The sequence below is a fragment of the Pleomorphomonas diazotrophica genome (assembly GCF_002844595.1).
GTDB lineage: Bacteria > Pseudomonadota > Alphaproteobacteria > Rhizobiales > Pleomorphomonadaceae > Pleomorphomonas > Pleomorphomonas diazotrophica.
The window spans coordinates 253,936-280,127 of record NZ_PJNW01000002.1; the positions used below are offsets into that span (position 1 = coordinate 253,936).

Annotated in this window: 27 protein-coding genes and 1 pseudogene; 18 read left to right on the forward strand and 10 right to left on the reverse strand. The window is 65.6% G+C overall.

Annotated elements, in window-relative coordinates:
- Nucleotides 1–103: 103 nt before the first annotated feature.
- From purQ to purC, 4 genes are all read right to left on the reverse strand, one after another.
- Complete coding sequence (gene purQ, locus CXZ10_RS02170) at nt 104–775, reverse strand: phosphoribosylformylglycinamidine synthase subunit PurQ (RefSeq protein ID WP_101287310.1); 672 nt, start codon at nt 773–775, stop codon at nt 104–106.
- A gap of 20 nt (nt 776–795) precedes the next feature.
- Nucleotides 796–915, reverse strand: a complete 120-nt coding sequence (locus CXZ10_RS21735) for a phosphoribosylformylglycinamidine synthase-associated small membrane protein (RefSeq protein ID WP_244617092.1) — start codon at nt 913–915, stop codon at nt 796–798.
- Nucleotides 916–922: 7 nt separating this feature from the next.
- Complete coding sequence (gene purS, locus CXZ10_RS02175; protein ID WP_101287311.1) at nt 923–1,165, reverse strand: phosphoribosylformylglycinamidine synthase subunit PurS; 243 nt, start codon at nt 1,163–1,165, stop codon at nt 923–925.
- 115 nt (nt 1,166–1,280) lie between these two features.
- Nucleotides 1,281–2,078, reverse strand: a complete 798-nt coding sequence (gene purC / locus CXZ10_RS02180; RefSeq protein ID WP_026782764.1) for a phosphoribosylaminoimidazolesuccinocarboxamide synthase — start codon at nt 2,076–2,078, stop codon at nt 1,281–1,283.
- A 347-nt stretch (nt 2,079–2,425) separates the two neighbouring features.
- On the opposite strand from purC, the gene CXZ10_RS02185 reads away from it, so the two are divergent.
- Together CXZ10_RS02185 and CXZ10_RS02190 are read left to right on the forward strand one after the other, a co-directional pair.
- Nucleotides 2,426–2,809: a DUF1476 domain-containing protein gene (locus CXZ10_RS02185; RefSeq protein ID WP_101287312.1), complete on the forward strand. Its 384-nt coding sequence runs from the start codon at nt 2,426–2,428 to the stop codon at nt 2,807–2,809.
- Between the two features lie 19 nt (nt 2,810–2,828).
- On the forward strand, nt 2,829–3,596 hold the full coding sequence (locus CXZ10_RS02190; RefSeq protein WP_101287313.1) for an HpcH/HpaI aldolase family protein: 768 nt from the start codon (nt 2,829–2,831) through the stop codon (nt 3,594–3,596).
- A gap of 23 nt (nt 3,597–3,619) precedes the next feature.
- Here CXZ10_RS02190 and CXZ10_RS02195 read toward each other — a convergent pair whose 3' ends face one another.
- A complete protein-coding gene (locus tag CXZ10_RS02195; RefSeq protein WP_101287314.1) occupies nt 3,620–4,180 on the reverse strand; it encodes an RBBP9/YdeN family alpha/beta hydrolase in 561 nt (186 codons plus the stop codon).
- A 298-nt stretch (nt 4,181–4,478) separates the two neighbouring features.
- Here CXZ10_RS02195 and CXZ10_RS02200 point away from each other — a divergent pair, with 298 nt between their 5' ends.
- On the forward strand, nt 4,479–4,826 hold the full coding sequence (locus tag CXZ10_RS02200) for an ArsR/SmtB family transcription factor (protein WP_101287315.1): 348 nt from the start codon (nt 4,479–4,481) through the stop codon (nt 4,824–4,826).
- Complete coding sequence (locus CXZ10_RS02205; RefSeq protein ID WP_101287316.1) at nt 4,819–5,295, forward strand: SRPBCC family protein; 477 nt, start codon at nt 4,819–4,821, stop codon at nt 5,293–5,295. Before CXZ10_RS02200 ends, CXZ10_RS02205 begins: the two co-directional genes overlap by 8 nt.
- 46 nt (nt 5,296–5,341) lie before the next feature.
- On the opposite strand, the gene purB is transcribed toward CXZ10_RS02205, so the two are convergent.
- Both purB and CXZ10_RS02215 read right to left on the reverse strand, forming a co-directional pair.
- Complete coding sequence (gene purB, locus CXZ10_RS02210; RefSeq protein WP_101287317.1) at nt 5,342–6,673, reverse strand: adenylosuccinate lyase; 1,332 nt, start codon at nt 6,671–6,673, stop codon at nt 5,342–5,344.
- Between the two features lie 173 nt (nt 6,674–6,846).
- Nucleotides 6,847–7,605: a flavin reductase gene (locus tag CXZ10_RS02215; protein WP_101287318.1), complete on the reverse strand. Its 759-nt coding sequence runs from the start codon at nt 7,603–7,605 to the stop codon at nt 6,847–6,849.
- Between the two features lie 174 nt (nt 7,606–7,779).
- On the opposite strand from CXZ10_RS02215, the gene CXZ10_RS02220 reads away from it, so the two are divergent.
- From CXZ10_RS02220 to recO, 11 genes and pseudogenes are all read left to right on the forward strand, one after another.
- Nucleotides 7,780–8,700 carry a branched-chain amino acid ABC transporter permease gene (locus CXZ10_RS02220; RefSeq protein WP_101287319.1) on the forward strand — a complete coding sequence of 307 codons (921 nt, stop codon included), beginning with the start codon at nt 7,780–7,782 and terminating at the stop codon, nt 8,698–8,700.
- Between the two features lie 2 nt (nt 8,701–8,702).
- Nucleotides 8,703–10,097, forward strand: a complete 1,395-nt coding sequence (livM, locus tag CXZ10_RS02225; protein WP_101287320.1) for a high-affinity branched-chain amino acid ABC transporter permease LivM — start codon at nt 8,703–8,705, stop codon at nt 10,095–10,097.
- An 11-nt stretch (nt 10,098–10,108) separates the two neighbouring features.
- Nucleotides 10,109–10,953 (forward strand): annotated as a pseudogene (locus tag CXZ10_RS02230) (ABC transporter ATP-binding protein); the annotation flags it as partial.
- A 26-nt stretch (nt 10,954–10,979) separates the two neighbouring features.
- Nucleotides 10,980–11,717, forward strand: coding sequence for an ABC transporter ATP-binding protein (locus tag CXZ10_RS02235; RefSeq protein WP_101287322.1), 738 nt, complete (start codon nt 10,980–10,982; stop codon nt 11,715–11,717).
- Nucleotides 11,718–11,728: 11 nt separating this feature from the next.
- Nucleotides 11,729–12,076 (forward strand): DUF6867 family protein, encoded by a 348-nt coding sequence (locus CXZ10_RS02240; RefSeq protein ID WP_101287323.1) that lies wholly within the window; start codon nt 11,729–11,731, stop codon nt 12,074–12,076.
- Nucleotides 12,077–12,240: 164 nt separating this feature from the next.
- Nucleotides 12,241–13,359, forward strand: a complete 1,119-nt coding sequence (locus tag CXZ10_RS02245) for a branched-chain amino acid ABC transporter substrate-binding protein (protein WP_101287324.1) — start codon at nt 12,241–12,243, stop codon at nt 13,357–13,359.
- A 119-nt stretch (nt 13,360–13,478) separates the two neighbouring features.
- Nucleotides 13,479–14,600, forward strand: coding sequence for a branched-chain amino acid ABC transporter substrate-binding protein (locus tag CXZ10_RS02250; protein WP_101287325.1), 1,122 nt, complete (start codon nt 13,479–13,481; stop codon nt 14,598–14,600).
- 149 nt (nt 14,601–14,749) lie between these two features.
- Nucleotides 14,750–16,363: a Ppx/GppA phosphatase family protein gene (locus CXZ10_RS02255; RefSeq protein ID WP_101287326.1), complete on the forward strand. Its 1,614-nt coding sequence runs from the start codon at nt 14,750–14,752 to the stop codon at nt 16,361–16,363.
- Nucleotides 16,356–17,150 (forward strand): RlmE family RNA methyltransferase, encoded by a 795-nt coding sequence (locus tag CXZ10_RS02260; protein WP_101287327.1) that lies wholly within the window; start codon nt 16,356–16,358, stop codon nt 17,148–17,150. Before CXZ10_RS02255 ends, CXZ10_RS02260 begins: the two co-directional genes overlap by 8 nt.
- Nucleotides 17,147–17,758 carry a regulatory protein RecX gene (locus CXZ10_RS02265; protein WP_101287328.1) on the forward strand — a complete coding sequence of 204 codons (612 nt, stop codon included), beginning with the start codon at nt 17,147–17,149 and terminating at the stop codon, nt 17,756–17,758. The genes CXZ10_RS02260 and CXZ10_RS02265 overlap by 4 nt, the downstream gene beginning before the upstream one ends.
- 11 nt (nt 17,759–17,769) lie before the next feature.
- Nucleotides 17,770–18,519 carry a DNA repair protein RecO gene (recO, locus tag CXZ10_RS02270; protein WP_101287329.1) on the forward strand — a complete coding sequence of 250 codons (750 nt, stop codon included), beginning with the start codon at nt 17,770–17,772 and terminating at the stop codon, nt 18,517–18,519.
- 6 nt (nt 18,520–18,525) lie between these two features.
- On the opposite strand, the gene CXZ10_RS02275 is transcribed toward recO, so the two are convergent.
- The gene (locus CXZ10_RS02275) at nt 18,526–20,154 is read right to left on the reverse strand and encodes an AMP-binding protein (RefSeq protein WP_101287330.1); all 1,629 of its coding nucleotides are present in this window, start codon (nt 20,152–20,154) and stop codon (nt 18,526–18,528) included.
- Nucleotides 20,155–20,191: 37 nt separating this feature from the next.
- The gene (locus tag CXZ10_RS02280; protein ID WP_101288320.1) at nt 20,192–22,015 is read right to left on the reverse strand and encodes an extracellular solute-binding protein; all 1,824 of its coding nucleotides are present in this window, start codon (nt 22,013–22,015) and stop codon (nt 20,192–20,194) included.
- A gap of 360 nt (nt 22,016–22,375) precedes the next feature.
- Between CXZ10_RS02280 and CXZ10_RS02285 the strand changes: the two genes are divergently transcribed.
- Nucleotides 22,376–23,050, forward strand: a complete 675-nt coding sequence (locus tag CXZ10_RS02285) for an invasion associated locus B family protein (protein ID WP_180335832.1) — start codon at nt 22,376–22,378, stop codon at nt 23,048–23,050.
- A 77-nt stretch (nt 23,051–23,127) separates the two neighbouring features.
- On the opposite strand, the gene CXZ10_RS02290 is transcribed toward CXZ10_RS02285, so the two are convergent.
- Nucleotides 23,128–24,570 (reverse strand): catalase, encoded by a 1,443-nt coding sequence (locus tag CXZ10_RS02290; RefSeq protein WP_101287332.1) that lies wholly within the window; start codon nt 24,568–24,570, stop codon nt 23,128–23,130.
- 116 nt (nt 24,571–24,686) lie between these two features.
- Here CXZ10_RS02290 and CXZ10_RS02295 point away from each other — a divergent pair, with 116 nt between their 5' ends.
- Together CXZ10_RS02295 and ndk are read left to right on the forward strand one after the other, a co-directional pair.
- Nucleotides 24,687–25,601 (forward strand): LysR substrate-binding domain-containing protein, encoded by a 915-nt coding sequence (locus CXZ10_RS02295; protein ID WP_101287333.1) that lies wholly within the window; start codon nt 24,687–24,689, stop codon nt 25,599–25,601.
- Between the two features lie 146 nt (nt 25,602–25,747).
- Entirely contained in the window at nt 25,748–26,170 is a 423-nt protein-coding gene (gene ndk / locus CXZ10_RS02300; RefSeq protein WP_101287334.1) for a nucleoside-diphosphate kinase, read from the forward strand.
- The last annotated feature ends 22 nt before the right edge of the window (nt 26,171–26,192 follow it).

Genomic DNA, 26,192 nt, shown 5'->3' on the forward strand with positions numbered 1-26,192 from the left:
GCAGAAAAACGCCGGGCTATCTGCTTTTTAAGGTAAATCGGGGTTAACCGGCTCGCAATAATTGTCAATGGCGCACCGCCGCAACCGACGATGCGCCAGTCCGTCAGGCGGCGAGGGAGGTGGCGACGCTCTCGAACAGGCCACGGCCGTCGAATCCACCGTGCAGCGCCTCGATCAGGTTCTCCGGGTGGGGCATCATGCCCAGCACATTGCCCGCCTCGTTGAGGATGCCGGCGATGTCGTTGATCGAGCCGTTGGGGTTGGTGCCCTCGGCATAGCGGAAGGCGACGCGGCCATCGCCTTCGAGGCGCGCCAGCGTTTCGGGATCGGCGAAATAGTTGCCGTCGTGGTGGGCCACCGGACAGCGGATCACCTGGCCCTTGGCATAGGCGCGGGTGAAGTCGGTGTCGTTGTTGGTCACCTCGAGCTTCACTTCCTTGCAGACGAAGCGGAGATGGGCGTTGCGCATCAGCGCGCCCGGCAGGAGACCGGCCTCGGTCAGGATCTGGAAGCCGTTGCAGACGCCGAGGACGCGGACGCCGGCCTTGGCCTTCCTTGCCACGTCGAGCATGGCCGGCGAGCGGGCGGCGATAGCGCCGCAGCGCAGATAGTCGCCGTAGGAAAAGCCGCCGGGCAGGACGATCAGGTCGACGTCCGGCAGCGTCGCGTCCTGGTGCCAGACGACCGTCGGCTTGATGCCGGTGACCGAGTGCAGGGCCTTGACCATGTCGTGGTCACGGTTGGAGCCGGGAAAGAGGACGACGGCAGAGCGCATATCGTGTTCTCCTCGAAGGGTCAGGGCATCAGGAACAGGACGGCGAGGGTGGCGGCGATGACCGGTATGCCGATGAAGATCGCCGCCTTGGCGAGCATGAAGCGAATGATCCGGCGCGTATCGTCGGAACCGTCGGCCATGTCCGCCTCAGCCGAGGATGGCGATGTCGTAGTTCTCGATGACGGTGTTGGCGAGCAGCTTCTCGCACATGTCGGCCACCGTCGCGCGGGCCTTGTCCTTATCGGTTTCGGCGAGGGTAAGATCGACGATCTTGCCCTGGCGGGCGCCGTCGATGCCGGCAAACCCGAGGCCGCGCAGCGCGCCCTCGATCGCCTTGCCCTGCGGATCAAGAACGCCCGCCTTGAGGGTGATGGTGACGCGCACTTTCATGGCCGTATCCCGAAAATGAAGAACGCCGGGGGAATAACCCGGCGTTCTCGGATTCACAAGTCGGTTTTCGTGGCGTTTTCGCCTTTAGGGGCGCTGCTTTTCGCGGCGCCGGTCCTCATTTCACCAAGGTCGGGCCGGAGGGGCGCGTCTGCTCGGATTCGTTGAGGATGCCGAGGCGACGGGCGACTTCGGTGTAGCTCTCGACGAGGCCGCCCATATCCTTGCGGAAACGGTCCTTGTCGAGGCGATCGCCGGTGGCGATGTCCCACAGGCGGCAGCTGTCGGGGCTGATCTCATCGGCGACGACGATGCGCATCATGTCGCCTTCCCAGAGGCGGCCGCATTCCATCTTGAAGTCGACGAGGCGGATGCCGACACCGAGGAACAGGCCGGCCAGGAAGTCGTTGACGCGGATGGCCAGCGCCATGATGTCGTCGATTTCCTGCGGCGAGGCCCAGCCGAAGGCGGTGATGTGCTCTTCGGAGACCATCGGGTCCTTGAGCTCGTCGCTCTTGAAATAGAACTCGATGATCGAGCGCGGCAACTGCGTGCCCTCTTCGATACCGAGTCGCGTGGCGATCGAGCCCGCCGCGACGTTGCGCACCACCACCTCAAGGGGAATGATCTCCACCTCGCGGATCAACTGCTCGCGCATGTTGAGGCGGCGGATGAAATGGGTGGGGATGCCCATGTTGTTGAGATGGGTGAAGAGATATTCCGAAATCCGGTTGTTCAGAACACCCTTGCCGTCGATGATCTCGTGCTTCTTGGCATTGAACGCCGTGGCGTCGTCCTTGAAGTGTTGAATCAACGTACCCGGCTCGGGACCTTCGTACAGGATCTTGGCCTTACCTTCGTAGATACGCCGGCGGCGGTTCATGGGGATATACCGTGGTCTGTTGATGAAATCCATGAGGCCGGGGCTCCGGGTCCGATTCACAAATTAGCCCGCTTGTCGCCTCGGCGGGAATCCAGGATGCGTCGACACGATGACCGGCGGGTGACGCCTCGTAACGTGGACACATTCTAAGCACAGAAAGCGGGCGAACTGACGTCCGCCCGCTCCCTCGCCTTGTTGCACACTATCCGATCGGGTCGGCGATAACAATCCCGTCGTGCTGCAATTTCGCGTAGTGGTCATTCCTTAACTCTGACGGTTGTTTACCGACTTCCGTCCAAGTTGATCACAACAGTGTGAAAGCATATATTGAATGCAAGGAGAGTGTTTGAGCTTTTGCCTGTCAGAGAAAGGAGGTTCGGATGTCCACGTCATGGAGCCGAAGCCTGCCTTTGTCGGGCGAAAGTGGCCACGATGGCCCCATCGCAGTCTTCGATAACCGCGAAAAAGCCTTCGAGATCAAGTTCGCCCGCGAAGAAGAGATGAAGTTCCGCGCCACGGCGCGGCGCAACAAGCTCGTCGGTCTGTGGGCAGCACGCAAATTGGGGATGGGCGATCCCGAGGCGGCCGACTATGCTCGGACCGTCGTCTTTGCGGATCTCAACCGGGTCGGTGGTCGCGATATCGCCTCCAAGCTGGCGGCCGACTTTGCCGATGCCGGCGTTCCCGTGACGGACGACGAGATACAAGCGGCGATGCGCGACTTCATGGCGCGCGCCGAGTTCGAGGTCAGGACCGAAGCCTGATCCGTCCGAAAGGGAATCAATGGAACGTCCATCCTTGCGCGCCGCTCTTGCCGGTGCTCGTCCGCTCAGGGTCGGCTGGTCATGCCTGCCCGATCCGCTGGCCGCCGAGATCATGGTACGGGCCGGCTTCGAGGCGGTGCTGCTCGACCTGCAGCACGGCGTGATCGACATGGGCGTGGCCCCGGCCATGCTCGCCGCCGTCCGCGCCGCCGGCGGTCATGCGCTCGCCCGCATTCCGGTCGGCGAATACCAGTCGGCCTCGCGCCTCCTCGACTGGGGCGCCGAGATGGTGGTGGCGCCGATGATCGAGACGGCGGACGACGCCCGCGCCTTCGCCGCCTTCATGAAATATCCGCCCGACGGCCAGCGCTCCTACGGGCCGGCCCGTGCCGTACAGCTGTCAGGACTGTCGGCCGATGCCTATCGCACGTCCGCCAATGGCTCGACGCTTGCTGTGGTGATGATCGAGACGCGCGCGGCGCTCGCCAATCTCGATGCCATCCTGGCGGTGCCGGGAATCGACGGCGTGTTCGTCGGTCCCTACGACCTCTCCATTGCCCTGTCGCCAGATGGCGAGCCGGGGCTCGACCGGTCCGATACCATTGCCGCCATGGAGCGGGTGGTGCGGCAGGCCAAGGCAGCCGGCAAGGTGTGCGGCGCCTTCGGCGCCAACGCGGCGCTGGTGCGCCGCTATCTCGGGCTCGGCTTCACCTTCGCGACGCTGTCGACCGACATGGATCTGCTGGCCGTCGCCACCAGGGCGGCGATCGCCGAGGTGGAAGGCTAAGCTGACAGTGAAGGCGGTGCCCGTCAGGGTGCCGCCGGCGCGCCGGCCCGCTTCAAGAGCGTCGCAAAGCGCGTGAGGCCCTCCGGCCAGGGACCGTAGCCGGTGTCGCCGTTGATATGACCGGCGAACCCTGCGTCGACGAAATCCGAGCCCCAGGCGGCGGCATACTCATCGGCCCGCTCGAAGGCGCAGTAGGGGTCGTCGCGGCTGGCCACCAACATCGAGGGGAAGGGCAGGGGATCGCTGGACAGGCCGGCAAAGCTCTGGATCTCCGGCACGTCGAGCCGGTCGACGTCGGGCAAGCCGACCAGAAAGGCGGCGGCCACCTTCCGTCCGACGTAGGGCGCGGCGTGAATCACCGTGGCGACGCCGAGCGAGTGGGCGACCAGCACCACCGGCCGCTTCGCCTTGCCGATGGCGATGCCCAGGGCGGACACCCAGGCGTCGCGGTCGGGATGCGCCCAGTCGCGCTGGGCGACGCGGCGCGCGGTCGGCAGGCGCTTTTCCCAGCGGGTCTGCCAGTGATCGGGGCCGGAGTTGTTCCAGCCGGGGACGATGAGGATATCGCATTCCGAGGTCTTCATGGCGCGACCTTGAATGCCTTTCGGGCGGAATGCAAGGCAAGCTGTTTCATGGGTGCGAGAGGCCGTGGCTTCCGGGGCTCAGCTTCGGATGCGGATGAAGTTCAGGTAGAGATTCAACTCGAACCGGCTGATATAAATAGCCTTTCCGGCGAGGGTGTAAACGGGGCCGGGCTCGGCGCCGCCTTGGTTGAGACGATGATTCGCCGGGGGGGCGGTCTTCCTGATGTTCTGATTCAGCTTCAACGGAGCGAGTCGCTTCGGACGTTGATAAAATGTAAGTTATGACTTACGGTAAGTCATGGCTAACATGAATTCTGCCTTGCTCGCCCTTGCTGATCCCACACGCCGCGCCGTGTTCGAGCGCGTCGCGCGGGCTCCCGCGCCGGTGAGCGACATCGCCAAGGGCCTGCCCGTCTCCCGGCCGGCCGTGTCGCAGCATCTTAAAGTGCTGAAGGAGGCTGGATTGGTGGTGGACCATGCCGATGGCGCGCGGCGCATCTATCGCATCGATCCCAGGGGGCTCGGCCCGCTCAGGGCATGGCTCGATCAGTTCTGGGGTGCGGCTCTCGACGCCTTCGCCGCCGATCTCGAAGCGCAAGAACTCGAAACGCATGCAAAGGACGACAAGGATGACGAGCATGACTAAGACGATCGTTGCCGCCCCCGTTCGCCGGTCCGTGACCGTCAAGGTCGAGCCGGCGCGCGCTTTCCAGGCCTTCGTGGGAAACATCGGCCGCTGGTGGCCGAAGAGCCATGCCATCGGCGGCAAGCCGCTGGCCGAGGCCGTGCTGGAGCCGCGGGTCGGCGGACGCTGGTATGAGGTGAGCGAGGATGGCTCGACCTGCGATTGGGGTAAGGTACTGGCCTACGAGCCACCGGGCCGCCTGGTGCTCGCCTGGCAGATCGATGCCGACTGGAAGTTCGATCCCGATCTGATCACCGAGGTCGAGGTGAAGTTCATTCCCGACGGTGCCGGCACGCGCGTCGAACTGGAGCATCGCAACATCGAGCGATTCGGCGCCAAGGCCGCCGCGATGGCCGAGATGATCGGCTCGGACGCCGGCGGCTGGCTGATGATCCTGGCGCTTTACGCCCAGGACGCCGATGCGGCCTGACCACCCCTCAAGGTGATGCAGGAAGCCCCGCTCGCCGGGGCTTCCGTCACATTCCTTCGCCGAACACCCGGGCGAAGATCGTCTCGACGTGCTTCAAGTGATAGTCGAGGTCGAACTTGTCGCGGATCTCCTCCTCGGAGAGGGCGGCGCGCACCTCGCTGTCCTTCAGGAGCTCTGACAGGAAGTCGACGGTCGAACTGCCGCCGTGGTGGTAGCTCTCCCATACCTTCATGGCGTTGCGCTGGACGAGACGGTAGGCGTCCTCGCGCGACACGCCGGCCTGCGTCAGCGCCAGCAGGATGCGCTGCGAATGCACGAGGCCGCCGAGCCGGTCCATGTTGGCGACCATGCGCTCGGGGTAGACCAGGAGCTTGTCGACGACGCCGGTGAGGCGGGCGAGGGCGAAGTCGAGGGTGATGGTGGCATCCGGGCCGATGTAGCGCTCCACTGAGGAGTGCGAGATGTCGCGCTCGTGCCAGAGGGCGACATTCTCGAGCGCCGGCGTCACGGCGGCGCGGACCACGCGGGCGAGACCGGTGAGGTTCTCGGTCAGCACCGGGTTACGCTTGTGCGGCATGGCCGAGGAGCCCTTCTGGCCCGGCGAGAAATACTCCTCGGCTTCCAGAACCTCGGTGCGCTGCAGGTGGCGGATCTCGATGGCCAGGCGCTCGATCGACGAGGCGACGACGCCGAGCGTTGCAAAGAACATGGCATGGCGGTCGCGCGGGATGACCTGGGTCGACACCGGTTCCGGCCGAAGGCCCAGCGCCTCGGCAACGTGGATCTCGACGCGCGGGTCGATGTTGGCGAAGGTGCCGACGGCGCCGGAGATGGCGCAGGTGGAAATCTCCTCACGGGCGGCGACGAGGCGGGCGCGGCAGCGGTCGAACTCGGCGTAGGCCTCGGCCATCTTGAGGCCGAAGGTGACCGGCTCGGCGTGGATACCGTGGCTGCGACCGATGCAGACGGTATGCTTATGCTCCTTGGCGCGGCGCTTCAGCGCGGCGAGCAGGGCATCGACGTCGGCGATCAACAGGTCGGCGGCGCGCTTGAGCTGAACGTTGAAGCAGGTGTCGAGCACGTCGGACGAGGTCAGGCCCTGATGGACGAAGCGGCTGTCGGGGCCAACGAACTCGGCGAGATGGGTCAGGAAGGCGATGACGTCGTGCTTGGTGACGCGTTCGATCTCGTCGATGCGATCGACGTCAAAGGTCGCCGCGCCACCCTTCTCCCAGATGGTCCTGGCCGCTTCCTTCGGCACCACACCGATGGCGGCGAGCGCGTCGGTGGCATGCGCCTCGATCTCGAACCAGATGCGGAACTTGGTTTCCTGGCTCCAGATGGCGGTCATCTCGGGGCGGGCGTAGCGCGGGATCATGGCTCGGCCTTCTCTTGAGGGGATGGGCGCGGTTTAGCAGGAAGGGCGAGGGGGCTCAACCTTGCTCGGAGCCGCGGCGGCCGGTTGCTTCCTCCTCAACTCGCACCCTGAATCCGGAACGAGGGCTAAGCGGCTGATATCCGGTAATTTTCCGACGCTGCTCCGAAAGAGAATCACGCCTCGCCATAGTGCCGGTCGTGGTAGATCAGCACCTCTTTTGCCCCCTCGGGGTGACGGGGCTTGGTCAGTGTCGCGAGCACCGTGCCGAAATAGACGGTATGCGACCCGACATCCTCGAAAGAGAGGAGGCGGCAATCGAGCGCCATCACGGCGCCTTTCAGCACGGGCGAGCCGGTGGTCAGCGTGGTCCAGTCGCCGTGCTTGAAGCGGTCTTCCAGGTGAAGCCCGGTCCGTCCGGCGAAAATGTTGGCCAGCGTCACTGCATCTTTGGGTAGCAGGTTGACCGCGAACTGGGCATTTTCCCGCATCAGCTTGTTCTGCGGGCTTTTGCGGTTGAGGCAAACCAGCACGGTGGGCGGATCGTCGGACACCGAGGCGACCGCCGTGGCCGTGAAGCCCGCTTTTCCGGCGGAACCCGCTGATGTCACGATGTTGACGCCCGATGGCAGGCGGGCAATGGCGTCGCGAAAGGCTTCGCCGGTAGCCGGCGGCAGATCGGCCAAGGTGCCGGACTGCCTCGCTAGATCGCGATCGGCTGTGCTGTCGTTGGCCATTGTTGCCTCTTGCAAATCGAATCCCTTGATCTCGCTAGGCTTATCACGAACGTCGCAGCTGGCGGACCCCATTCTTGGCGCCGCGATCAAACCGGCAAACTTCTTGCATGGGCCCTCTGGAACGGGGTTGGAAATCTGACCGCTCTTTTTCGGACATTGCGCGTAAGTCACGGCGATGTCGGTCGATGGCAGTTGCATTCCCTACACCTGGGCGGGGTTGCCGCTCGTTTCCACTAATGGGGAATTCCTTACGGATTAACAAGTAGGCTGAGTTGTCTTGATCAATCGATGCTGCTAATGGAATCCATAACGCCTACAAATGAAGCAGCTAAAAATGCTGCCACAGGGCGTCTGGCAGGGGGTCTCAGTTTCATGGAAGTTTTCGTCCAGCAGGTGATCAATGGGATCACGATCGGATCGCTGTACGGTCTGATCGCCATTGGTTACACCATGGTGTTCGGCATCATCGGCATGGTGAATTTCGCCCATGGCGATGTGTTCATGGTGTCTGCCTTTTTCGCGCTCATCTTTCTCCTGGTGCTGACGTCATGGTTCGGCATCGCCTCGATGACCCTGGCGCTCATCCTGGTGATGGTGGTCGCCATGGTGCTGACCGGATTGCTCGTCTGGGCGATCGAGCGAATAGCCTACGCGCCGCTCAGAGGATCGTTCCGCCTTGCGCCGCTCATCTCGGCCATCGGCATGTCGATCGTGCTGTCCAACTTCATCCAGGTCGCTCAGGGTCCGCGCAACAAGCCCATCCCGCCGGTCACCCGTGATGTCTACACGCTCTGGGAAGGGGCGAGCGGCTATCCGGTCAACATTTCACTGAAGCAGATCATCATCTGGGTGGTGACGGCGCTCCTGCTCGCCGCCTTCTGGTATGTGGTGCAGAAGACGGCGTTGGGCCGGGCGCAGCGCGCCTGCGAGCAGGACCGCAAGATGGCCTCGCTCCTCGGCATCAACGTCGACCGCACCATCTCGCTCACCTTCGTCATCGGCGCGGCGCTGGCTGCCGTCGCGGGCACCATGTTCCTGATGTACTACGGCGTTGTGGTGTTCTCGGACGGCTTCACGCCGGGCGTGAAGGCCTTCACGGCAGCGGTTCTCGGCGGCATCGGCTCGCTACCCGGCGCGGTTCTCGGCGGCCTCTTGATCGGCCTCATCGAGACGCTATGGGGGCAGTATGTGTCGGCCGACTATCAGAATGTCGCCGCCTTCTCCATCCTGGTCATCGTGCTGATTTTCATGCCGCAGGGCCTGCTCGGGCGTCCGGAAGTCGAGAAGGTCTGATCATGAGTTCAGTTGTGAAGTCAAAGGACAGGGCAGGCATCGATTTCGGCCGCGCCCTCAAGGATGGCGTGATCATCGGCATCATCGCCTTCGCCCTGCTCGGGCCGCTGGTCGGTCTCAAGACCGACCAGAACATGGCCAATGAGCTGATCCTGCAGAACAGGCTCGGCCTTGCGGCCATCCTGTCGGTCATCGTCGGCGTCGGACGGTTCCTGCTGTCGGCCTTCGTCTATCCGTGGATCGCCGCGCGCGGCAACCGCTCCAAGGCGGCGGTGACGCTGGCCGAACTGGAAGCCAGGGCGCGCGTCACCCGGGGGCTCTCGATCACCGGCCTGATCTTCCTGTTCGTCTACCCGATCCTGATCATTTCGCTGTTCGGGGTGCAGGGGTCGATCAAGTGGGTCGACAACTACGGCGTCCAGATCCTGATCTACGTGATGCTGGGCTGGGGGCTCAACATCGTCATCGGCCTCGCCGGCCTGCTCGATCTCGGCTATGTCGCCTTCTACGCGGTCGGCGCCTATTCCTATGCGCTGCTCGCCATCAACTTCCACCTGAGCTTCTGGGTGCTGTTGCCGGTGGCCGGCATTCTCGCTGCCTTCTGGGGCATCATCCTCGGCTTCCCGGTGCTCCGGCTCCGGGGCGACTATCTCGCCATCGTCACGCTGGCCTTCGGCGAGATCATCCGTCTGGTGCTGATCAACTGGAAGGATTTCTCCGGCGGATCGGCGGGCATCTCGTCGATCCCCAAGGTGACGATGTTCGGCATCTACTCCTTCGACGTCAGCGCCCCCAATAACTTCGCCAAGGCGTTCCACCTCGCGGCCTCCTCGGCCTATTACAAGGTGTTTCTCTACTATCTCATCCTGCTCCTGGCGTTGCTCACGGCCTTCATCACCATCCGGCTGCGCCGGTTGCCAATCGGCCGCGCCTGGGAGGCGCTGCGCGAGGATGAGGTGGCCTGCCGGTCGCTCGGCATCAACACCACCAACACCAAGCTGACGGCCTTCGCCATCGGCGCCATGTTCGGCGGTTTCGCCGGCTCCTTCTTTGCCGCCCGCCAGGGCTTCGTCTCCCCCGAATCCTTCATCTTCATGGAATCGGCGGTGATCGTCGCCATCGTGGTGCTGGGCGGCATGGGGTCGATGATCGGTGTCGCGCTGGCCGCGGTGGCGATGATCGGTGGTACCGAGCTCCTGCGCGAACTCGACTTCCTGAAGCTGGTGTTCGGCAAGGACTTCAACCCAGACCAGTATCGCATGCTGCTGTTCGGCCTCGCCATGGTGATCATCATGGTGTGGAAGCCGAGAGGCTTCGTCTCAGCCCGCCAGCCAACCGCCTTCCTGTTCAAGCGAAAGACGGTATCCGGCGATCTCGTGAAGGAAGGCCACGGCTGACATGACGACCTCTCTCAGGAAATGGGACAGCGATCCTGTCCTCACCGTCGAGCATCTGACCATGCGGTTCGGCGGTCTCGTGGCGGTGAACGATTTGAGCTTTTCCGTCGGTCGCGGTGACATCACCGCACTGATCGGCCCCAACGGTGCCGGCAAGACGACGGTGTTCAACTGCATCACCGGCTTCTACAAGCCGACCACCGGCATGATGTCGATGCGGCCCAGGGATGGGTCGGTCCACCTTCTGGAGCGGCTGCCCGACTTCATCGTCGCCCGGAAAGCCAAGGTGGCGCGCACCTTCCAGAACATCCGCCTGTTCTCGGGCATGACGCTTCTGGAAAACCTTCTGGTCGCCCAGCACAATCCGCTGATGATCGCCTCGGGCATGACCATCCTCGGCGTGCTCGGCATCGGCGGCTACAAGGCCAAGGAAAGGGAGGCGATCGAACGGGCCCGCTATTGGCTCGACAAGATCGGTCTCAGCGGCCGCGCCGACGATCCGGCCGGCGATCTGCCTTATGGCGCCCAGCGGCGTCTGGAGATCGCCCGTGCCATGTGCACCGGTCCGGACCTCCTTTGCCTCGACGAGCCGGCCGCCGGCCTCAACCCGCGCGAATCGGCCGAGCTCAACTCGCTGCTCCTGTCGATCCGTGAACAGGACGGCACCTCGATCCTGCTCATCGAGCACGACATGTCCGTGGTGATGGGCATCTCCGACCACGTCGTCGTGCTCGAATACGGCACCAAGATCGCCGACGGTACGCCCACCGAAACGCGGAACGATCCGCGCGTCATCGCCGCCTATCTCGGCGTCGACGACGAAGAGGTGGAAGAGATCGAGCACGAGCTCGACGAAGTGACCGGCAGCGAAGGGGGCAGGGCATGAGCGCCACGGACACCAAGCCCCTGCTGACCGTCAGGGGCGTCAAGACCTATTACGGCAACATCATCGCGTTGAAGGGCGTCGACATCGACGTCCACCAGGGCGAGATCGTCACGCTGATCGGGGCCAACGGCGCCGGCAAGTCGACACTGATGATGACCATCTGCGGCAATCCGAGGGCGCGCGAGGGTTCGATCGTCTACGACGGTGAGGACATCACCCGTCTGCCGACCCACGAGATCGCCCGCCTCAGGATCGCCCAGTCGCCCGAGGGGCGGCGCATCTTCCCGCGCATGACCGTGCTCGAGAACCTGCAGATGGGCGCGTCGATCGACGGCATGGAGTTCTTCGACACCGACATCCAGTACATGTTCGACCTGTTCCCGCGTCTCAAGGAACGCCTCCACCAGCGTGGCGGCACCTTGTCGGGCGGCGAGCAGCAGATGCTGGCCATCGCCCGCGCGCTGATGGCCCGGCCGAAGCTCCTCATGCTCGACGAACCGTCGCTCGGTCTGGCGCCGCTGATCGTCAAGCAGATCTTCGACGCCATCCGCGAGCTCAACCGTCGCGACGGCCTCACGGTGTTCCTGGTCGAGCAGAACGCCTTCCATGCGCTGAAGCTCGCCCATCGCGGCTACGTGATGGTCAACGGCGTGATCACCATGAGCGGCTCCGGCCGCGAACTTCTGGAGAACCCCGAGGTGCGCGCAGCGTATCTCGAGGGTGGTGCCCACTAAGGAGAACCAGAATGCAGGGCATCCTCTACGAAGAAGCCTCGAGCCTCACCTTCGTCTTCGTGACGTTGCTTCTGGGCGGCCTCGGCGCCTGGATGACGGGCCGCGCTTGCGCCAAGACCTGGCGTCCGCGACTGGTCATGGCGATCTACGTCGCCATCCTCAGCGTCGGCATCCGTTTCATCCATTTCTCGATCTTCGGCGGCACACTTCTGTCGCCGCACTATTATATCGTCGATGCGATCGTGCTCGAAGCGATCGCCTTCGCCGGATTCCAGTTTACGCGGGCGCGGCAAATGGCTACGCAGTATTACTGGCTATACGAGCTGACCGGCCCCTTCTCCTGGAAGGGGCGCGGCTGAGCGGAAACGACATGGCCGCGGCCGGCTTTCGGCCTCGGCAAGGCGTTCCGGGTGGTGACCGGTCATGGAGCAGGGGTTTTCTCCGCCGGTCACCGCTTTGAGACCCAGGGGTTCGGGCTTGAACCCGCTTGACTTCCAGTGACAGAAAAATGGGAGACCACAATATGAAGAAGTTCCTCCTGTCCGGCGTCGTGTTCGCCGCTGGCCTCGCCTTTGCCGGCGCTGCCTCCGCCGACGTCATCATCGGCGTCGCCGGTCCGCTGACCGGCCCGAACGCCGCCTTCGGCGCGCAGCTTCAGAAGGGCGCGGAGCAGGCCGCTGCCGACATCAACGCCGCCGGCGGCATCAACGGCGAGAAGGTGGTGATCGAGCTCGGCGACGACGTGTCGGACCCCAAGCAGGGCGTCTCGGTCGCCAACAAGTTCGTGGGTGACGGCGTCAAGTTCGTGGTCGGCCACTTCAACTCGTCGGTGTCGATCCCGGCCTCGGAAGTCTACGCCGAGAACGGCATCTTCCAGGTGACCCCGGCCTCCACCAACCCGAACTTCACCGAGCGCGGCCTCTGGAACACCTTCCGCGTCTGCGGTCGTGACGACCAGCAGGGCGCCGTCGCCGGCAAGTACATTGCCGAGAAGCTGGCCGGCAAGAAGGTGGCCGTGCTGCACGACAAGACCACCTACGGCCAGGGCCTCGCCGACGAGACCAAGAAGGCGCTCAACGCCGCCGGCGTCACCGAAGCCCTCTATGAAGGCGTCAACGTCGGCGACAAGGACTTCTCGGCCCTCATCTCCAAGATGAAGGAAGCCGGCGTCGAGGTCATCTACTGGGGCGGCCTGCACACCGAGGGCGGCCTGATCGCCCGCCAGTCGTCGGAAGCCGGCCTCAAGGCGACGATGATGTCGGGTGACGGCATCGCCTCCGACGAGTTCGCCGCCATCGGCGGTCCGGCCGTCGAGGGCACGCTGATGACCTTCGGTCCCGACCCGCGCCAGAACCCGGCCGCCACGGATGCCGTGAAGAAGTTCCGCGACGCCGGCTTCGAGCCCGAGGCCTATACGCTCTACAGCTACGCCGCCGTGCAGATCATCGCCGCCGGCGCCAAGGCGGCCGGTTCGGTCGATCCGCAGGCTGTGGCCGACAACATCCACAAGGGCGAGAAGATCCCGACCGTCATCGGCGAACTCGCCTATGACGAGAAGGGCGACCGCAAGGACGCCGACTACACCGTCTATCAGTGGTACAAGGCCGACGACGGCAAGATCACCTACAAGATGCTGCCGTAAGCTGCCTTCCGGCCGCTGTGGCGGCCGAATGTCGCAAGGTCTCATCGAGCGCCGCCGGAGCGATCCGGCGGCGTTTCGTTTTGCAGGCCAAGCTGCTATTGCTGCAGGAGGCAGCATGGATGGCAGAGGCGATGGTGGTCATGAGCGGCATCGGGCGGGCTTGTCTTCTTGTCGCGGTCCTTACCGCTGTTCCCTTTTCACATGCGCGCGCCGACGTGGTGATCGGCATTGCCGGTCCGATGGGCGGCAGCTTCGCCGATATCGGGCGCGACATCAAAGCTGGCGTCGAAATCGCCGTGGCCACAGCCAACGCGCGCGGCGGTATTGATGGCGAGAAGATCCGCACGGTCTCCGTTGACGACAAATGCGAGGCGGAGACCGGCGCCGCGGTGGCCAACCAGTTGCTCGGCAAGGGCGTGAAGGCCGTCGTCGGTCACGCCTGCACGGCGGCGGCGTTGCCGGCCGGCCGCGTCTATGCCGAGGCGGGCGTGCTGTTCCTGTCGCCGGCGGCCACCAATCCACGCCTCACCGATGAAAAGATCGGTACCGGTGTTTTCCGGTTGGCCATCCGCTCCGATCGCGAGGGGCGGGCGATCGCCGAGTATCTCAAGGCGAGCTTCAAGGGCAAGCGCGTCGCCTTCGTCCACGATGGCAGCGTCTATGGCCAGGGGCTGGTCGAGCAGGCGGCCAAGCTGTTCGCCGACGACGGCGGCGCCGTCGCCATGACCGAGAGTTTCACACCCGGCGAGAAGAGCCAGAACAACCTGATCGGCAAGATCCAGGACGCGGCGGTGTCGGCGGTGGTGATGGGCGCCTTGCAGGCCGACGCGGCGGTGATTGCTGGCGAGGTTCGGGCGCGCGGGCTCGACGCGGCGCTGATCGGCAACGAGGCGCTGGCGCTCTCCGAGTTCAAGGCTCTCGCCGGAGAGGCCGCCGAAGGCGCCGTGTTCTTCCTGCCCACCGTCGACAAGTCGCGACCCGAGGCCGTGAACCTCCTGCTGGCGCTCGAAGAGCGGCAGTTGATGCCGACCGATACGATCTTCACCGCCCACGCCGCCACCGAGGCGGCGATCGCAGCGCTCGCCAACGGTGAAGATCTGCCGGCGGAGGCGGCGTTCCTTCGCAAGCCTGGCGCCAACACCGTGCTCGGCAAGGTCGTCTTTGATGGCAAGGGCGACTGGCGCGGCGCCACCTATGTGCCGCAGGTCTGGCGTGGCGGGGCCTTCGTGCCGCTGCGCTGAGTTCGGCAACCGCTAGGAGCTGCCCTTGGCCGGCGGCCATGCGCGGCTTCCACTGGCGTTTGCCGCCAGCAACTGGTACTGTCAACCCGACGACAAACGAGCATGCGTGCCGCTCGAGCCCCCGCGCCGACCCGGAAGGGAAGGGGCGGATGACAGGCTGGTTTCACCTGAAACGGGAAACCGGCTCCGGATCGCGGCGCGCCGGAGTACTTTCTGTGGGTGACGCGGGCGATCAAGGCGACCGCGCAGATTCCACGCGAGGACGTGCCGATCCCGCCGCGAATGCGGCGGACGGAGCGTCCGGTGCCCTGTCGAAGCGGGCGGCGCGACGCCGCCGCAAACGCCGGTCCGGTTCGGGCGCGGCGGGCGACAGGACCTCGGTGGGACATGCGCCAGCATCGGGCGACAGACAGCCGGAACGGGCAGCCAGCCCGCATCCGGCCCGTGGCGATTCGCCCGCTACCACTTCTGTAGAGAAAACGGACACTCCCCCGGGGAAGACGCGTGAAGATGGCGCCCGCCGTCGTCGTCGGCGTGGCCCGTCAAAGGGTGCCCTACGCGGCGTGCGCAAGCCCGGACGCGAGGATGGACGCCCCGAAGAGGGGCGTGGCCGGGAGGGCGATCGTCGCAAGGGTGGCGATCGGCACGCCGAGGCTGGCGAGGCGCGGCCGGCTGGAGGCGCGGGTCATCATCACGGCCACGGCTCGCACGGGCGCGATCGCCGTCACGGCGCCCCCGCAACAGGTCCGCTTTATGCGGCGCTCGATCTTGGCACCAACAATTGCCGCCTGCTGGTGGCCGAGCCGCAGGACCGGGGGTTCCGCGTCGTCGACGCCTACTCGCGCATCGTCCGCCTCGGCGAGGGCATCGGCCGCACGGGCCGTTTGTCCGATGCGGCGATGGATCGTGCCGTCGACGCGCTCGCGGTCTGCCGAAGCAAGCTCGCCGATCTCAAGGTACGACGGATGCGCTTGATTGCCACGGAAGCCTGCCGGCAGGCCGAGAACGGGCCACTGTTCCTCGATCGGGTGCGGCGCGAGACCGGCCTCAACCTCGAAATCGTCAGCCGGGAGACCGAGGCGCGCCTTGCCGTGGCCGGCTGCGCCACGCTGATCGATCCGCGCTCGCAGGGCGTGCTGCTGTTCGACATCGGCGGCGGCTCGTCGGAACTGGTCTGGCTCGATCTCCGGCGGCGGGGAGAGGCGCGCGGCTTCGCGCTCACCCGCTTCATCAAGAGCTGGACGTCGCTGCCGGTCGGCGTCGTCACTCTCAGCGAGCGGCACGGCGGCCATATGGTAACGCCGGACGTCTATCGCGACATGGTCGAAGAGGTGGTCGGGCTTCTCGAAGGGTTCGATGGCATGGAAGGCGCCGCCGAACTGGTCGCTTCGGGCGGTGCGCACATGCTGGGTACCTCCGGCACGGTGACGACGCTGGCCGGCATCCACCTCGGCCTCAAGCGCTACGACCGCCGGCGTGTCGACGGTGTCTGGCTCGACGGCAGCGAGGTTGACGAGATGATCAACCGGCTGATCGGCATGGGCTATGATCAGCGGGTCGCCAATCCCTGCATCGGCTCGGATCGTGCCGATCTGGTGCTGGCTGGCTGCGCCATTCTGGAAGCCATCCGCCGCAAGTGGCCCTGCCAGCGGCTGCGCGTCGCCGACCGCGGCCTGCGCGAGGGCATCCTGGTCGAACTCATGGCCCGCGACGGCGTCTGGCGCCGCCGGCCGCAGCCCGCAAGGACGGAAGCGCATGTCTGACAAGGGAAAATCCGGCGGAGACAAGCCGGCCGGCCCGGACAAGTCCAAGGGCCCAGATAAACCCAAGGGCAAAGGTAGGGCCGAGACCGGCCTCAAGGTGAAGGTGAAGACCGCGCGTGGCCGCACCGCTTCGTCGGTGCGCTGGCTGCAACGCCAGCTCAATGACCCTTATGTGGTGAAGGCACGCAAGGAAGGCTGGCGCTCGCGCGCCGCCTTCAAGCTGATCGAGATCGACGAGAAATACCATCTCCTGAAGCCGGGCAACTGGGTGGTCGACCTCGGCGCCGCGCCGGGTGGCTGGTGTCAGGTGGCGGCCAAGAAGACCGGATCGACGCCGGCCAACCCGCTGGTGGTAGGCATCGACTATCTGGAGATGGACGGCGTGCCGGGCGTGGCGCTGCTTCAGAAGGATTTTCTCGACGAGGATGCGCCGGACGCGCTGATGGCGGCACTGGGCGGCCACACGCCCGACGTGGTGTTGTCCGACATGGCGGCGCCGACCACTGGCCATCACAAGACCGACCATCTCCGCACTACCTATCTCTGCGAAGTGGCGGCTGCCTTCGCCGTCGATGTGCTGCGGCCCGGCGGCTCCTTCGTCGCCAAGGTGTTCCGTGGCGGCACCGAGAACGAGCTTCTGGCGACGCTGAAGCAGAATTTCGCGCAGGTCTTCCACTTCAAGCCACCGTCCTCGCGGCAGGAAAGCGTCGAGATGTATGTCGTCGCCAAGGGCTTCAAGGGCCGACCGTCGGCCGGGACGGAGGCAGACGAGGACGATCGGCCGTGAGAGGCAAGCGGGACGCCGGATGGGATCGAATCCCCGATGCGCCGGATGCTCCCATCCGGGCGGCGCCGACCGACCCGAAGAAACTCCGCGAGAAGCTGCGCCGCTCGGGGTTTGCCTATCTCCAGCGCTACTCGGCCTCCGAGGCGCATTTCGCCGAGTTGATGGAGCAGAAGCTGCGTCGCTGGGAAGCGGCCGGCTATGTCGGTCTGGGCGAAGCCCGGCCTGCAGACCTTGTGGCCGAACTGACCGCGGAGTTCCGTGAACTCGGTCTGCTCGATGATGCGGGCTTTGCCGCCTCGCGCGTCGCCTCGGCGCGTCGCAAGGGCACGTCGCGCCTCAAGATCGCGCTTGGCCTCCGCGCCAAGGGTGTCGATGGCGAACTGGCTCGAACGGCAATCGAGGAGGAGGGCACTGACGAGACGGTGGCGGCCCTGCGCTTTTGCCGGCGCCGGCGGATCGGCCCGTGGCGGCGGGGCGAGCGGCCGGATCGCGACGGCCTCAACAAGGAAATCGCCATCCTGGCGCGGCAGGGCTTTGCCACTCAGCTTGGGCGTGCCGTCGTGCTAATGTCGCCCGAGGAAGCCGAGGAAAAGCTCGGCGCGATTTGAGATCATCGTCGATGGAATGGGTGTCGGAAGTGCTGCTGATCGGCCTTCGTCCGCATGGGGAAACCAGCGCGGTGATCGAGGTGATGACGCCCGACTACGGTCGCCATCTCGGCCTCGTCAAAGGCGCGCGGTCCAGGCGCTTGCAGCCGGTTCTGCAGACCGGCAACTCGCTGCTGGTCACCTGGCGGGCGCGGCTTGAGACGCATCTCGGCCTGTTTTCCGTGGAACTGGCGGAAGCCCGGGCGGCGCGATTGATGGAGAGTGCCTCCGGCGTGTTCGGGGTGCAGATCGTCGCCGGCCACCTGCGGCTCCTGGCCGAGCGGGAGGCACATCCGGGGCTTTATCGGGCGGCCATCGCGCTGCTCGATCATCTCGACGGACTTCTACAATCGGCGGCGCTGATCGCCCGCTTCGAGCTGATGCTGCTCGACGAACTAGGCTTCGGGCTCGACCTCACCTCATGCGCCGCCACGGGGCGAACCGACGACCTTCGCTTCGTCAGCCCCAAGTCGGCGCGGGCGGTTTGTGGCGAAGCCGGCGCACCCTATGCCGACCGTCTGCTCGGCCTTCCCGCGTTTCTGCTGCCGGGAGGCGAGGAAACACCCGACGCTGCCGACGTCGTAGCAGCCCTGAAGCTCACCGGCTTCTTCCTCGACCGGCATGTCGCCGGCCCCAGGGCGATCGATCTTCCGCCGGCGCGGTCGCAGATGCTCGGCAAGCTGGAGGCCGAGCATCGGCAGGTTTCCTCGAACTTCACCTGACCCGCGTCAGGCGACGGCGGCGAGGAACAGTGCCTCGCGCCGGACCGAGCCATCGGCGTTGCGCGGGATTTCCGACACCGACATCAGCGCAGCAGGGCGATCGAGCTTGCCAGCTTCCTCGCCGTCGAGCCAGATCAGCAAGTCGGTCAGGGAGGGCCGTTCGCCGCTCTTCGGCACCACGGCGAGGCCGAGACGATGACCCACGGGACCCGCCTCGATCGGAAAGACGGCGGCGTCCTCGACGCTGGGGTGGCGCGAGAACAGCGCATCGAGCCGCTTCGGCGACAGGGTGATGCCGGCGATGCCGATGGTCTCGCCGAGCGTACCAGTGATAACGAGGCGACCGTCGCGTTCCTCGGCGGCGAGGCCCGTGCGCAAGAAGCCCTCGGAGGTGACGCCGAGCAGGGCGCTGCGGCGACCGGACTGCGGCTCGGGCCAGGGCGCGTCGGGAATGGCCGCGCCGCCCAGCAGCAGTTCGCCGCCCTCCGCCTTGCGGCCTCGCGCGCCGGCCTTCGCCTTGATCTTTGCCTCGTACAGAACCGGCGCCGTGTCGAGGCCGCCCATATGCACCGCGCCCGATGGCAGTGCCAGAGCGCCGCCGGCGGCGTCGCGGGCGCGCGGGATGAGGCAGAGGCCGCCGAGGGTCAGAAGATCGACGGTGCGGGCCACCGGCGCCGGAGCGAGGCCCAGGCCGACGCCGACAGCAGAGAAGGCAACCGGGCGGTCGATACGGGCGGCGAGCGGGGCGACCATCACCTCGGGCAGCACGACGCGGTCGGCGCCAACGGTCTCGACGGCGTCGGCGAGGCCGGCGAGCGAGGTGCCGTGGTGGAAGGCGACGTGGCCGCCGGATACCAGCGCCGTGGCGATCGAACCGGCCACCGAGGCGAGGCTGGCCGGATGCATGGTGGACAGCACGGTCTCGGCGGCGACGATGCCGGTCTCGATGAGGTGGCCGGTGGCGATCGCCAGCAGTTGGTTGTGGCTGTAGGGAACGATCAGCAGTTCGTCGTCGGGCGTGCGCGCCATGGAGAGCAAGGCGACGTGATCGGCCGCTTCGCCGCGCCGCGCCACCTCCGGCGGTTCGCCCAGCGCGTCGAGGTCGGCGAGCACTTCGGAAAGGTCGATCAGGCCGTCCGGCTGGCCGTCGCCGACGGCGAAGACGAAGCGGATGGCGAAGGTGTCGGCGGCGACGTCGCGCACCAGCTCGCCCGATGGTTCGTCCTCGATTTCCGAGCCGGTGACCATGGCCTTGATCGAGGCTGCCTCGATGGCCGCCTCGATCTCCGACTTGGTCCAGTAGATCGGCAGCGGCGCCACCACGAGGCCGGCTTTCAGCGCCGCGAACAGGATGATGGCCGCGTCGGCGCAGGGCGGCAGGTGGATGCCCAGCACCATGTCCGGCCGGAGGCCCACGGCGGCGAAGAAGGCAGCGAGCCCGTTGATGCGTCTTTCCGCCGCAGCGAAGCTGTAGCTTGCCGAAAGGCCCGGCACCGCGCCGGCGCCGACATCCTCGAAGGCGATCGCCTCGGGCACCGCGTCAGCATTGCGATGCAGGAGCTCGACGAGCGTCACGTTGTTCCAGGCGCCGGAAGCGACGTAGGTTTCGGCTCGTTGTTCGGACGTCAGGATCATCGCGCTTTTCCCTGTTTGCCCTTGCAGGACTTGGGCGTCAGGACTTGGCGTCCGCCCACCAGGCGGACGGTTGAATGCCGGTGAGCGCCGTCGTGTCCGGCCGGTGGATACGTGTCCAGCGGGCGACCAGATCTTCGGGCAGGTGGTAGAGCGGTATGCAGTAGAGACCGGAGATCAGCAGGCGGTCGAGGGCGCGGACGGCCGTCTCGAACGCCGGGCGCTCGGTGGCCGAGAGCATGGCGTCGATCATGGCGTCGATCGCCGGACTGGACGCGCCGGCATAGTTGAACGTGCCTTCGGTGACCGCCGCCTTCTGCGACCAGCGGTTCACCTGCTCGTTGCCCGGCGACAGCGTTGCCGTCCACAGCATCTGCAGCATGTCGAAGTCGAACGCCTTCTGGCGGTCGTAATACTGCGTCGAGTCGACGAGCCGCACCGACATGTCGATGCCGACCAGCTTGAGCGTCGCCTGATAGGCGAGGGCGAGACGCTCTTCGTCGGCCACCTTGGCCATGAACTCGAAGGCGAACTGCCGTCCGCCGGCGTCAACCAGCCGGCGGCCATCGAGCTTCCAGCCGGCTTTGCCGAGCAGGTCGAGCGCGGAGCGCAGCGCCTTGCGGTCGCGGCCCGAACCGTCGCTGACCGGCGGCGCATAGGTTCCGGCCATCACGTCGGGCCGCAGCTGATCCTCGAAGGGAGCGAGCAGCGCCTTCTCGGCTTCCGAGGCGGGAACACCGAGAGCCGACAGGCTGGAGCCCTGGAAATAGGAACCGCTCCGGGCATAGGCGCCGTAGTAGAGCGTGCGATTGACGGCCTCGAAGTCGAACAGCAACGTCAGTGCCTCGCGCACCCGGGCGTCCTTGAACAGATCGCGGCGGGTGTTGAACACGAAGCCGGTCATGCCCTTCGGCGAACCGTTGGCGATCTTCTCCAGAACGACGCGGCCATCCTTGGCTGCCGGAAAATCATAGGCCTTGGCCCAATGGCCGGGATCGGTATCGATGTAGACGTCGAAGGCGCCGGACTTGAAGGCCTCGAAGAAGGCGGTGCCGTCCTTGAAATACTCGATGCGGATCTCGTCGAAATTGTCGCAACCGCGCTTGACGGGCAACTCGCGCGCCCAATAGTCGGGGTTGCGCTTCAGTACCACCTGCCGGCCTTCGTCGACGCTCGCCACTTGATAAGGACCTGAGCCAAGCATCGGCTTCATGGACGACTGGTCGAAGGTGTCCGGGTTCACCGCGTGACGTGGCAGGATGGGCGTATAGCCGCCGATGAGCAGCGGCAGCTCGCGGTCGGCGCCATCGGCGAAGGAGAAGCGCAGGGTACGCTCGCCGACCCGATCGACCGAGACCACCTTGTCGAAGCGGCGCTTGTAGACCGGCCGCCCCTTGGTCTTCAGGAGGTCGACGGTGAACAGCACGTCGTCGACGGTTACCGGCTGGCCGTCGGCGAACTTGGCGGCGGCATTCAGCGTGAACTCGACCCAACTGCGGTCAGGCGGCATCTCGACGCCTTCGGCGAGCAGGCCGTAGAGCGAGAAGGCCTCGTCGGCGGAGCGATAGAGAAGCGTGTCCCAGACGTTGTAGCCATAGAGCACGTCGGACAGGCCGCGCGGCGCGTTGCCCTTGACGATGAAGGGGTTGAGGCTGTCGAAAGAGCCGGGAAAGCCCAAGGCGAAGGTGCCGCCCTTCGGCGCGGCGGGATCGGCATAGGGAAGATGCTCGAAGCCGGCAGGCAAGGCGGGCTCGCCGTGCATGGCGATGCCGTGAGCCGGAGCCGCGCGGGCCGGCAACGACAGGAGAAGGCCGGCGCTGGCGGTGCCAAGACAGAAGACGCGGCGGGTAATGACGCCAGACATGAACCAGGCTCCGTTCGGACGCGAATCTTTCCAGGACGTTAACACGTCCACCCTGTCCGGACCGATGATTTTTGGCTTGAGCGGCTCGTGGTCCACCGCCGAACCGTGCGGATGGGCAGCGTTTTTTCCTCTGTGGCCGTCGGGTCACCTTGTTGCCCAAATTTGCCGTCATCGGGTTCGGTGACTTCCGGGCGGGGGCGAGGTGCGCCCCGCGTGCCGCAGGGGGGAGACAAAGTCACTTTCGGCGGCTTCCTGGGCTTCAGATTGCGTGAAGCGCTGTTGACAAGTCGATCGAAATCAGACGATCGGTAGCGCCACAGATGTGTGCCTCCGGATCGACGCATGCAAAGGATTGGGCGAATGGCAACAGTTAATTCTTTCAGGACTCTGACCTGCGTCGCGGCGCTGCTCGTGTCGGCGACGGCTACCATGGCGCAGGACAAGCCGGCTGCTCCGGCAGCACCCTCCGCCGGCGCACCGGCTGCGGCCTCGGCCGGCGACAGCAACAATCCGTGGAACAAGCTCTGCGGCCAGGACTCCCGCACTAAGAAGCAGGTCTGCTTCACGGTTCGCGAACTGCGCACCGACAGCGGCCAGTTCCTCGCCTCGGCCGGCGTTCGCGAAGTGGACGGCGAGTCGCGCAAGATCCTCCTGGTGCAGACGCCGGTGTCCATGCTGATTCAGCCGGGCATCCGCGTGCAGGTCGACCAGAACACCCAGGTGCCGGGCAAGTACACCATCTGCATGCCCAACGCCTGTTTCGCCGAGATCCCGATCACCGACGATTTCACCGCGTCGATGAAGAAGGGCAAGGATCTGATCATCACCACGCAGAACCAGCAGGCGAAGGCGCTGAACTTCCCGATTTCGCTCAGCGGCTTCACGGCTTCCTACGAAGGCCCGGCGATCGACACGGCGGCACTGCAGCGCCAGCGCGAGCAGCTCGCCTCTGAGGTGCAGCGCAAGGCCAAGGAAGCCCAGCAGAAGCTGCTCGACGCGCAGAACGCCGCGTCCGGCGCCGCGACCAAGCCCTGATCGGCGGCTGGCATTTCAAACAATCAAGCCCGGCTGGTCTCCCAGCCGGGCTTTTTGTTACCTGCGGCACGCCAGGTTCAGGCAACGCGAAGCGCCTGCCGCACGCCCGCAGCGTAGGCCGGATCGACCTTCTCGAAATGGCCGAGCTGGCGTTCGACGATTTCCAGCGGCACGCCGGCCATGGCGGCGGCGATGTTCTGGAAAAGCCGCTGCTTCTGCTCATCGTTGAACAGACGGAACAGCGCGCCGGCCTGCGAGTAGTCGTCATTGCCGGCGCGGTGGTCGTAACGGTCGGCGTCGCCCGATATCCTGAGCGGCGGTTCACGATATTCCGGCGCCTGACGCGGTCCGCCGAAGCTATTGGGCTCGTAATAGGCGTCCGGGTTCGGCTTGTTGGGCATGAAGTTCATGGCGCCGTCCTTGTGGTAGTGATGGACGGGGCATTTCGGCGCGTTGACCGGCAAGGCCTCGTAATGGGTGCCGAGCCGGTAGCGGTGGGCGTCGGCATAGGAGAAGATGCGGGCCTGCAGCATCTTGTCCGGCGAGAAGCCGACGCCTGGAACGATGTTGGAGGGCGAGAAGGCGGCTTGCTCGATCTCATTGAAATAGTTGTCGGCGTTGCGGTTGAGCTCGAGGGTGCCGACCTCGATCAGCGGATAGTCGGCATGCGGCCAGACCTTGGTGAGATCGAAGGGGTTGTAGGGCGTCTTTTCCGCGTCGAGTTCCGGCATGATCTGCACGAAGAAGCGCCAGCGCGGATAGTTGCCGGCTTCGATGGCGCCGAACAGGTCTTCCTGTGTCGATTCGCGGCTGCGGCCGACCACTTCCGCCGCCTCGGCGTTGGTGTAATGGCGATGCCCCTGCATCGTCTTGAAATGGAACTTCACCCAGAAGCGTTCGCCGGCCTCGTTGATGAAGGAATAGGTGTGCGAGCCGAAGCCGTCGATATGGCGGACGTCGGTCGGCAGGCCGCGATCGGAGAACAGGATGGTGACCTGATGGATGCTTTCGGGCGACTGCGACCAGAAGTCCCACATGGCGGTGGGCGAGCGGAGATTGGTGCGGGGGTGGCGCTTCTGGGTATGGATGAAGTCGGGGAACTTCAGCGGATCGCGGACGAAGAACACCGGCGTGTTGTTGCCGACGATGTCCCAGTTGCCTTCCTCGGTATAGAACTTCAGGGCGAAGCCGCGCACGTCGCGTTCGGCGTCGGCGGCGCCGAGTTCGCCGGCCACCGTTGAGAAGCGCAGGAGCAGCGGCGTCTTCTTGCCGACCTCGGAAAACAGCTTGGCGCGGCTGTAGCGGCTGATGTCCTGCGTCACCGTAAGCTCGCCGAAGGCGCCCCAGCCCTTGGCGTGCACCACGCGCTCGGGGATACGCTCGCGGTTCTGGTGAGCGAGCTTCTCGATGAGCTGCCAATCCTGCATCAGTACGGGACCGCGCGAGCCGGCGGTGAGCGAGTTCTGATTGTCGGCGATGGGCGAACCGGCGGTGGTGGTCTGGATCGGTCTGTCGGACATGGCGGGTCTTTCTGCGGCGGAAGAGGGGGAGGCCTTGTGCCTCACGCCAATGACATGACGGCATTTTCTGGAATCATTCCAATTGCTTTGTCCGGTCGGGCTGATAGGATTTCCTTATGAAGATCACCCTGCGCCAGCTGCGCTACCTCGATGCGCTTGCCGCCGAAGGTCACTTCGGCCGCGCTGCCGAGCGGGCGGCGGTCAGCCAACCGGCCTTGTCCGCACAGATCCGCGAACTGGAGGACGCTCTGGGTTGCCAGTTGGTCGAACGCGCGGCCTCGGGAGCCCGGCTGACGCCGGCTGGGAAGGAGATCGTCGAGCGCGGCCGCCGCATCCTCACCGAGGTGGGCGACCTTGAAGCCTTCGCGCGCGTTGCCGCCGACCCGATGGTCGGGTCGCTGCGGCTCGGCATCATCCCGTCGATCGGCCCTTACCTGCTGCCAAAACTGCTGCCGTCGCTCGCGTCAGCCTTTCCGGCGTTGCGGGTCGGCGTGCGCGAAACCGTCACGGCCACGCTGGTGGGCGAGTTGCAGGACGGCGGGCTCGACCTCGTCATTGCCAGCCTGCCGCTCGGCGATCCGTCGTTCAGGGAAATAGCGGTGTTCAGCGATGCCTTCCTGCTGGCGACGCCGGCGACCGGGCCGCTGTCGCTCGGCGCCTTCGGCAGCGCCGCCGACATCCCGACCGAGGCGCTGCTGCTTCTGGAAGATGGCCACTGCCTGCGCGACCAGACGCTCGCCTCATGCGGCGCGCTTGATGCCCGGCGGCTGACGCGGACAGGCGTCACCTCACTTGCCACCATCCTGCAACTGGTGGCGGCCGGGCAGGGGATCACGCTGCTGCCAGAGCTCTTTCTCGCATCTACCCCGCTTGAGGCAGGCCGCGTGCGCCTTCGCCGTTTCGACGCGCCCGAGCCGCACCGCACCGTCGGCCTTGCCTGGCGGCGCAGCAGCCCGCTGTCGACGCTTTGCGAGAGGATTGCTGGCCTGATTGCCGAGATGAGACCGGAGCTCGATGGCGTTCCGGCCTGAGCTCTTGCCTAAATACCGCTCAAGGCTTCTGCCTCTCTACCGTGCTTGCTCACGTGCCGTTGCGCCGCTATAAGCCCGCCTGACCAGAGGATCCGGTTCGGACCGGGCCCGGCCTTGCCGCCAAACCACAGAGGGGCAGATTTTCCATGGCGATCGAACGTACCTTCTCGATGATCAAGCCCGACGCGACCCGTCGCAACCTCACCGGCGCCATCACCGCCAAGCTCGAGGCGGCCGGCCTGCGCGTCGTCGCGTCCAAGCGCGTGTGGATGAGCCGCAAGGAGGCCGAAGGCTTCTACGCTGTTCACAAGGGCAAGCCCTTCTATGACGAACTCGTCGAGTTCATGTCGTCGGCGCCGACCGTGGTGCAGGTGCTGGAAGGCGAGAACGCCATTGCCAAGAACCGCGAAGTGATGGGCGCGACCAATCCCGAGAAGGCTGCCGAGGGCACCATCCGCAAGGAATTCGCGCTGTCGATGGGCGAGAACTCGGTGCACGGCTCGGACGCGCCGGAGACGGCCGCCCAGGAAATCGCCTATTGGTTCTCCGCGACCGAAATCGTCGGCTGAGTTTCCGCGATCTGACCGAGCT

Excerpts from the sequence above, each read along its gene's own strand:
- purB (WP_101287317.1), bottom strand. The coding sequence starts at position 6,673 with ATGATCCCGCGCTACGCCCGCCCCGAGATGACCGCCATCTGGAGCCAG.
- CXZ10_RS02190 (WP_101287313.1), top strand. The coding sequence starts at position 2,829 with ATGGAACGTCCATCCTTGCGCGCCGCTCTTGCCGGTGCTCGTCCGCTC.
- CXZ10_RS02275 (WP_101287330.1), bottom strand. The coding sequence starts at position 20,154 with ATGATCCTGACGTCCGAACAACGAGCCGAAACCTACGTCGCTTCCGGC.
- purC (WP_026782764.1), bottom strand. The coding sequence starts at position 2,078 with ATGGATTTCATCAACAGACCACGGTATATCCCCATGAACCGCCGCCGG.
- CXZ10_RS02205 (WP_101287316.1), top strand. The coding sequence starts at position 4,819 with ATGACTAAGACGATCGTTGCCGCCCCCGTTCGCCGGTCCGTGACCGTC.
- recO (WP_101287329.1), top strand. The coding sequence starts at position 17,770 with ATGGAATGGGTGTCGGAAGTGCTGCTGATCGGCCTTCGTCCGCATGGG.
- CXZ10_RS02245 (WP_101287324.1), top strand. The coding sequence starts at position 12,241 with ATGAAGAAGTTCCTCCTGTCCGGCGTCGTGTTCGCCGCTGGCCTCGCC.
- CXZ10_RS21735 (WP_244617092.1), bottom strand. The coding sequence starts at position 915 with ATGGCCGACGGTTCCGACGATACGCGCCGGATCATTCGCTTCATGCTC.
- CXZ10_RS02220 (WP_101287319.1), top strand. The coding sequence starts at position 7,780 with ATGGAAGTTTTCGTCCAGCAGGTGATCAATGGGATCACGATCGGATCG.
- CXZ10_RS02235 (WP_101287322.1), top strand. The coding sequence starts at position 10,980 with ATGAGCGCCACGGACACCAAGCCCCTGCTGACCGTCAGGGGCGTCAAG.
- CXZ10_RS02185 (WP_101287312.1), top strand. The coding sequence starts at position 2,426 with ATGTCCACGTCATGGAGCCGAAGCCTGCCTTTGTCGGGCGAAAGTGGC.
- CXZ10_RS02240 (WP_101287323.1), top strand. The coding sequence starts at position 11,729 with ATGCAGGGCATCCTCTACGAAGAAGCCTCGAGCCTCACCTTCGTCTTC.
- CXZ10_RS02195 (WP_101287314.1), bottom strand. The coding sequence starts at position 4,180 with ATGAAGACCTCGGAATGCGATATCCTCATCGTCCCCGGCTGGAACAAC.
- purQ (WP_101287310.1), bottom strand. The coding sequence starts at position 775 with ATGCGCTCTGCCGTCGTCCTCTTTCCCGGCTCCAACCGTGACCACGAC.
- CXZ10_RS02200 (WP_101287315.1), top strand. The coding sequence starts at position 4,479 with ATGGCTAACATGAATTCTGCCTTGCTCGCCCTTGCTGATCCCACACGC.
- CXZ10_RS02260 (WP_101287327.1), top strand. The coding sequence starts at position 16,356 with ATGTCTGACAAGGGAAAATCCGGCGGAGACAAGCCGGCCGGCCCGGAC.
- CXZ10_RS02295 (WP_101287333.1), top strand. The coding sequence starts at position 24,687 with ATGAAGATCACCCTGCGCCAGCTGCGCTACCTCGATGCGCTTGCCGCC.
- ndk (WP_101287334.1), top strand. The coding sequence starts at position 25,748 with ATGGCGATCGAACGTACCTTCTCGATGATCAAGCCCGACGCGACCCGT.
- livM (WP_101287320.1), top strand. The coding sequence starts at position 8,703 with ATGAGTTCAGTTGTGAAGTCAAAGGACAGGGCAGGCATCGATTTCGGC.
- purS (WP_101287311.1), bottom strand. The coding sequence starts at position 1,165 with ATGAAAGTGCGCGTCACCATCACCCTCAAGGCGGGCGTTCTTGATCCG.
- CXZ10_RS02280 (WP_101288320.1), bottom strand. The coding sequence starts at position 22,015 with ATGTCTGGCGTCATTACCCGCCGCGTCTTCTGTCTTGGCACCGCCAGC.
- CXZ10_RS02285 (WP_180335832.1), top strand. The coding sequence starts at position 22,376 with ATGGCAACAGTTAATTCTTTCAGGACTCTGACCTGCGTCGCGGCGCTG.
- CXZ10_RS02290 (WP_101287332.1), bottom strand. The coding sequence starts at position 24,570 with ATGTCCGACAGACCGATCCAGACCACCACCGCCGGTTCGCCCATCGCC.
- CXZ10_RS02250 (WP_101287325.1), top strand. The coding sequence starts at position 13,479 with ATGGCAGAGGCGATGGTGGTCATGAGCGGCATCGGGCGGGCTTGTCTT.
- CXZ10_RS02215 (WP_101287318.1), bottom strand. The coding sequence starts at position 7,605 with ATGCAACTGCCATCGACCGACATCGCCGTGACTTACGCGCAATGTCCG.
- CXZ10_RS02255 (WP_101287326.1), top strand. The coding sequence starts at position 14,750 with ATGACAGGCTGGTTTCACCTGAAACGGGAAACCGGCTCCGGATCGCGG.